Here is a 6,495-nt window from a genome sequence, read left to right as displayed (position 1 = left end):
CCAATTTGAAACATCGGTGCGGTAACTGTCTGACCAAGGCGTCGGTGGCCCACAGGAGAAATGGACCCCGGCTCGGAGGCCGGGGTGACATTTAAGAGGGCCCGGGATGACCTACTGTTTGTAGGAGCCCACCCCTGTGCGCGATGGTTTTGAAGGCGTGTGCCACGCCCATCGCCCACGGGGTGGGAGCCTACATTTTTACGACAAGGTCACGTTTTGCAGGTGTTGGTCCACCATCACTTGCAGGCTGGTGTCAGCGCTGTAGTTGTAGGTGTTGAACGTCACGCCGTCTTGTTGCACCGTGCCTGTGGCAATCCATTCTCCGGGGGCCTCTGCGCCGAGCAAGTTGCTCAGGTTCAGGGTGTCGTTGCCGTCACCCTTGACCTGGACCACATGCTGGCCGTTTGCGTCTGCAGGCATCGCCAACACGTCGGCTACGTTCAGTTTGAAAGCGATGACGGGGTTGGTGGATCCCGGCTCGGAGGCCGGGATGACAGAAGCATCGGCCGGGATGACAGACGCCTCAGCCATGCCCAGCGTGTAGGCAAAGGCTGCATCGCTCACCAGCATGCTGGAACCATCGGCCAACTGCGCCGAGCTGTGGCCCGCTTCGGTCACACCATCGGCAGGTGCGCGCACCACGCCGTCGCTGACCAAGGCGATCTCGGTGATGCCCAGATCGATCAAGTGCTTGACCTCGCCTGTATCGGCCATGCCATCCTGGTCTGCGTCTTGCCAAACCGCGAACTCGCCAAACTGTGCGTCCTGAGCATTGAATATGCCGTCTTGGTTGCTGTCGAACTGCGCAGCCAGGCCTTGCAAGTCGGTCTCGCCTGCGAAGCGGGCAAAAGCGAACTGGCTGGTGCTGCGCACCGTGCCGTCACCGTGCGCATCGTGCACGAGCAAACCATCTTGCGACCCCACCCAGGCGGTGGTATCCAGCGCACCATCCCCGTTCAGATCCATTTGGACCTGGCTGTAGTCCAGCACGCCGTCTTGGTTCAAATCCATCACCACGGGCGGCAAAGCACCACTCAACACATTCAAGGTGAAGTTGTTGGACGTGGCCACATCCGCATTGGCGCTCGACACAACCTTGGCCACATAGGTGTGGCTGCCTGCCGATTGCCCCGTTGGCAATTGCAGTGTCCATGTCTTGCTGGCTGCGTCGACACTGGCCGTGCCCACCAAAGTGCTGCCGTCATAGACCTTGATCACATCACCCGCATTCAACTGGCTGGCATAGGTGCCAGAAAGCAAGGGGCTCGAGTCCAGCGTGGCGCTGGTGTGCGGCAAGTCCGTCGATGCCGCAGGTGTCATCTTCAGCCCGTCCATGAACCACTGGTCATTGGTGTTGGTCTGGATGCTGAAGGACGAGGCGGACATGCCTGCAGGCAAGCTGTAGTTGAACACCCCTAAAGTGCTCAAGCTGGTGGCTGTGAGCAGAGTGGTGTGGATCACCGCGCCATCAGCGTCATAGAACTTGACGAGCGCACCACCGTTGGTGTTTTGTGTGTACGCGTAATTGAGTTCCAGATAGTTGAATGCGATGGCCGTGAATTCACCCGCCTTGGAAGTGAAGGTGTTGACCCGCGGCTCGTTCGAGTTGCCCGCGCCCGTGTCAGGGCCCAGCACCAGTTTGGCATCGGTACCGATGGCGGTGTCTACATATGAAGGATATGTTGGGCTAGCCGAACCGGTCGTCAACTTCAACTCAGACACCAGGGCCTCAGCGCTCATCAAATCTCTGGCGGTGATCGTCCAGGCCGCAGTGTTCACCGTGTTGGTCACGGTGTTGACGGTGGTGCTGCCCGAGATGCCGAACTCCTCGGTGTAGGTGCCCGACACGTTGCTGTTATTGGCATGCGTGATGGCGATGGACTGTGTGTTGGCCGGGGTGCTCGCAGTGGCACCCGCCACCAGCACCTGCGCTTGTGTGGTGCTGTGGTTGTAGACCTTGTAAGTCACACCACCAATGGCGGTGGTGCCCATGTCGGCCCAGGTGCCGGCCAGGCCGGTGTTGCCCAATGTGCCGTTGGTGGTCACCCCATCGCTGGTCAGGGTGGCCAGCGTCACGGTGTCGGTGCTGGTGCCATTGACCACGAACTGCACCTTGCCCGTGCTGCTGGCACTGCCGGTGCCACCGCTGGTGGTGGTGAAGGTGTAGCCGCTCATGGTGGTGGCGTTGGCCCCGCCCAAAGACAGCACGTCGTTGGCGGACAAGGTCAGGTTGGATGTGCCTTGCAGCTGGAACACCTCGACCTGCTGAATGGGCTGCACCGTCTGGTTGCGGGTCAGCGCGTCCAGGTTGAGTGTGGTGCCTGCGGCAAGTTTGAGGGTGTCTAAACCCGCGCCACCGTTGATGTAGCCGCCCCCGGTGAACATACCCGACACATCCGTGGTGGTCAAAGTCATCACGTCATTGCCGTCTAACGCATCCAACGGACCGCCGGTGTAGTCCAAGGCATCGGGATTGGGCGTGGCGGGCGGCGTGCCGCCGGGCAGCAAGCTGCCGTCGGCAGGTGCCACCTGCCTGAAGGCGATGTTGTCGAGTGCGTAATCAGCGCTGTTTTGATTGCTCCAGGTGTTCAGGCTTACGTCAATCAAGCCGGTCTTGGTGGCTACGTACTTCACAGTCACCGAACCTGTCGATCGGTTGGTGGTGGTCATCGCCACCTGACCGTCGATCACGGCATCCATGAAGCCCGCAGACACCAGGTCTTTGGAGACGGTGTTCCAGTAGTCAAAGCTGAACTCATAGGTCTGCCCCTTGACCACGCTCACTTGCGAGGCCCACAGGCGTCCTGGATTGGCCGCAGATGAAGGCAAGCCAGTGTCGGCGGCAAAAATGCCGTCGGCACTGCCCATCAAAATCCGACCATCTGGCGCACCCGATACGGTGCCAGGCCTGACACCGTCACGCGCCAGGTTGAAGAATGTGCCCCAAGCGGTCGTGAAGGCATAGTTGGCATCAGGTGCGATGTAGGTCTTTTGCGACCATGTACCGCTGGCCCAGTTTTGGGTGGCTGATTGGGTCAAGGTTCCCGATGCGGGATAAGTACCCGTAGACCAGTTGGAGCCGCCTGGAATGGTCGCGTTCGTTGGTGTATCACCCATTCGTGCGTTGTACAAATCGACAACGCTGTATCGGTTGGCACCAAAGATGTAGCTTGCTCTTTCGTAGGCGGCAGGGTTGGTCTGATCGACCAGACCCACATCCGACGTGAATCCAGCCAGGTCGTTGGAGAAGTTCCCATTGACGATGCCACTCGCCGAAGTATTGACCGTCCACAAATTGGACAAGGGGCTTTGCTTGCCATCGACTTCCATCAAAACCGCCGCAAAGCTGTTGGTGGCTGTCGAGACGGACAAGCCCGTGACGGTCCAGTTGCCGCTGCTGTCCACCACCGCGCTGCCCACCAGGTTGGTGGTGCTGTTGTCGTAGAGATAAATCACCGAACCCACTGCCGACACCGGTGCCGTGCCGCTGACTTTGGACAGCGCATTGCTCGTCGGGTTGGCGTTGGCCGTGTTGGTGCCCGTGGCGCCCACGGCCACATTGGCCGAGTCGTGCACGCTGGTGATGGTGGGTGCAGTGGCCACAAAGTCGGCCGTCACCGGCTGGGAAGCCGTGGTGCTGGTGCCCGAGGCCGACACGATGTTGGCGCTGTACACCCAGTTGGCGTTGTAGCCTGCGGTGTCGGTGATCTCCCAAGCGGTGCCTGCGGCGTTGACTGTCGCGTTGCCAATCAAGGTGCCGTTGGCATAGACCTTGACCACATCGCCACTGGCCAGTGGCGTGGCCACCGTGCCCGAGATCAATCGACCGGCACTGCCGTCAGCAGTCACCCAATTGGCCGTGTAGCCAGTCAGCCCACTGTCCTTGGTCATGGTGCTGAAAGCAATGTCGTTGCTGCGCACCGTCGGGGTGATGGTCGTCAGCACCTGCGCTTGGGTGGTGCTGTGGTTGTAGACCTTGTACGTCACGCCGCCAATGACGGTGGTGCCCATGTCGTCCCACTGACCGCTCAGGCCGGTGTTGCCCAAAATGCCGTTGGTGGTCACGCCGTCTTGGCTCAAGGGACTTAGCACCAGCGCATCAGAGGCGGTGCCGGTGATGACCATCTGCACCTTGCCCGTGCTGCTGGCCGAAGCCGTGCCGCCAGTGGTGCTGGTGAAGGTGTAACCCGCCATGGTGCTGGCATTGCTGCCGCCCAAGCTGAGCACATCGTTGGCCGACAAGGTCAGGCTCGACGTGCCCTGCATCTGGAAGATTTCCACTTCCTGGATAGGCCTGACGGTCTGGTTGCCGTTCAGCGCGTCCAGATTCAGCGTGGTGCCTGCGGCCAGCTTGAGCGTGTCCACACCCGCGCCGCCGTCAACCATGCCGCCTGCGGCCAGTGTGGCTTGCAGACCGGTATTGCTGACAGTGATGGTGTCGTTGCTGCCCAGCGCGTCCAGAGCGCCTGCGGTGTAGCTCAGGTCGTCGGGGTTGGCGGTGGGGCCGTCGATGAAGGCGGTCGCCGATCCGGCATTAGTCGGGATAAAGGACAAGTTGTCCAGCACGAAGTCGCCGTTACCGTTGCCTGTGGGGTTCCTACCGCCCCACATCACGTCGATGTTCTTGGTCGTTGGTGCCGTGTAAGTGGCGGTGAAGTGGCCCGACTCGAAATACGTACCGCTTGTGAAGCTGATTTTGACACCGTCAATCGTCACACTCATGTTCTCGGTCGTCATACCTGTGATGTAGTCAAACTTCAACTGATACGTCTGACCTGCAACCACACTCATCGTCTTAGTCAGAATGTTGAATAGCGTAAGTGACACAGGGGCAGTGCCAGCAGGTGCAGCCCAGCTGCCATCTGGGTTGGTACTGACTTGGCCGACAAACTCATTACCGTTCATCGTTCCATCTGGGTTGCCAACTGCAGTCGCTACGTTACCGCCGAGGGACTTCTTAGACCAAGTGCCGAGGCCGTTGCCGTAGCTAACGGGCGCAGTAGCCGGTCCGGTGGTCACGGTCGTCGCAGGGCCATTACCTGTGCCGCCCATGGATTGGGACAGCAGCGGACTTCCCACGGGAAGGACGTTGAACATGTTGTTGTTCTGCATTTGAATGGGGCTGACGCCTGCACCCGCGTACGTCAAACCTGTCGTGAACCCGGCAGGCAATGCACCAGCGGCGAAACTACCGTCGCCAAATTGGTTTGTGCCCACCGTCCACTGATTGGACATGACGCTGTGGTTGCCCTGTGCGTCCACTTGCTTGGCTGCAAAGGTGTTGCTGCCAGCAACGGTGCCTGTCAGTGAAGTCACTGACCAGTTGCCAGTGCCGTCGACCACAGCAGTGCCCACCAGCGTGGTGTAGGTGTTGTCGTACAGATAAATGGTGTCACCCGCCACACCCGTGCCCTTCACCGTGCTCAGGCTGTTGGTGGTCGTGCCGTTGTTGGCAATCGTGGTCGTGCTGCTGGCGGTGTCGAACACGCCGGTGATCACCGGCGCTGCTTCTGTCAGGTCCGCATTGACCGGCTGGTAAGCCGTGCTGCTGGTGCCCGAGGCCGAGACGATGTTGGCGCTGTACACCCAGCTGGCGTTGTAGCCTGCGGTGTCGGTGATCTCCCAGGCCGTGCCTGCAGCGTTGACCGTGGCGTTGCCAATCGGGTTGCCGTTGGCATAGACCTTGACCACATCGCCACTGGCCAGTGGCGTGGCCACCGTGCCCGAGATCAAACGCCCGGCCGAGGTGTCGTTGGTGATCCAGTTGCTGTTGATGGTGGCATCGGCCGTGACGCCGCTGTCCTTGGTCATGCTGCTGAAAGCGATGTCGTTGCTGCGCACTGTGGCGCTGATCGTGGTCAGCACCTGCGCTTGCGTGGTGCTGTGGTTGTAGACCTTGTAAGTCACGCCGCCAATGACGGTGGTGCCCATGTCGTCCCACTGACCGGCCAAGGCCGTGTTGCCTTCCATACCATTGGTGGTCACGCCGTCTTTCATCAACGGGTCCAGCACCAGGGTGTCGCTGGCCGTGCCGGTGATGACCATCTGCACCTTGCCTGTGCTGCTGGCCGAGGCCGTGCCGCCGGTGGTGCTGCTGAAGGTGTAGCCCGCCATGGTGGTGGCATTAGAGCCGCCCAAAGACAAGACGTTGTTGGCCGACAAGGTCAGGCTCGACGTGCCCTGCATCTGGAAGATTTCCACTTCCTGGATGGGCCTGACGGTCTGGTTGCCGTTCAGCGCGTCCAGATTCAGCGTGGTGCCTGCGGCCAGCTTGAGCGTGTCCACACCCGCGCCGCCGTCAACCATGCCGCCTGCGGCCAGTGTGGCTTGCAGACCGGTATTGCTGACAGTGATGGTGTCGTTGCTGCCCAGCGCGTCCAGAGCGCCTGCGGTGTAGCTCAGCGTGTCGGGGTTGGCGGTGGGACCGGCGGTGCCAAGCGTGTTCGGTGGCGCAGCTTCGGCAAACACCAGGTTGTCCAGCACAAAGTCGGCCGA

Annotated in this window: 1 protein-coding gene; it reads right to left on the bottom strand. The window is 60.7% G+C overall.

All coding sequences use genetic code 11. The features are described from left to right. Nucleotides 1-198 precede the first annotated feature (198 nt). Nucleotides 199-6,483 carry a hypothetical protein gene (locus tag B9Z49_RS21895; protein WP_233254758.1) on the bottom strand — a complete coding sequence of 2,095 codons (6,285 nt, stop codon included), beginning with the start codon at nucleotides 6,481-6,483 and terminating at the stop codon, nucleotides 199-201. Between the last annotated feature and the right edge of the window lie 12 nt (nucleotides 6,484-6,495).

Origin of the sequence: Limnohabitans sp. 2KL-51, from assembly GCF_003063645.1 — a bacterium.
Taxonomy (GTDB): domain Bacteria; phylum Pseudomonadota; class Gammaproteobacteria; order Burkholderiales; family Burkholderiaceae_C; genus Limnohabitans_A.
The sequence above is the reverse complement of the archived record's forward strand: the minus strand, read 5'-3'. Positions and strand labels throughout refer to the sequence as shown.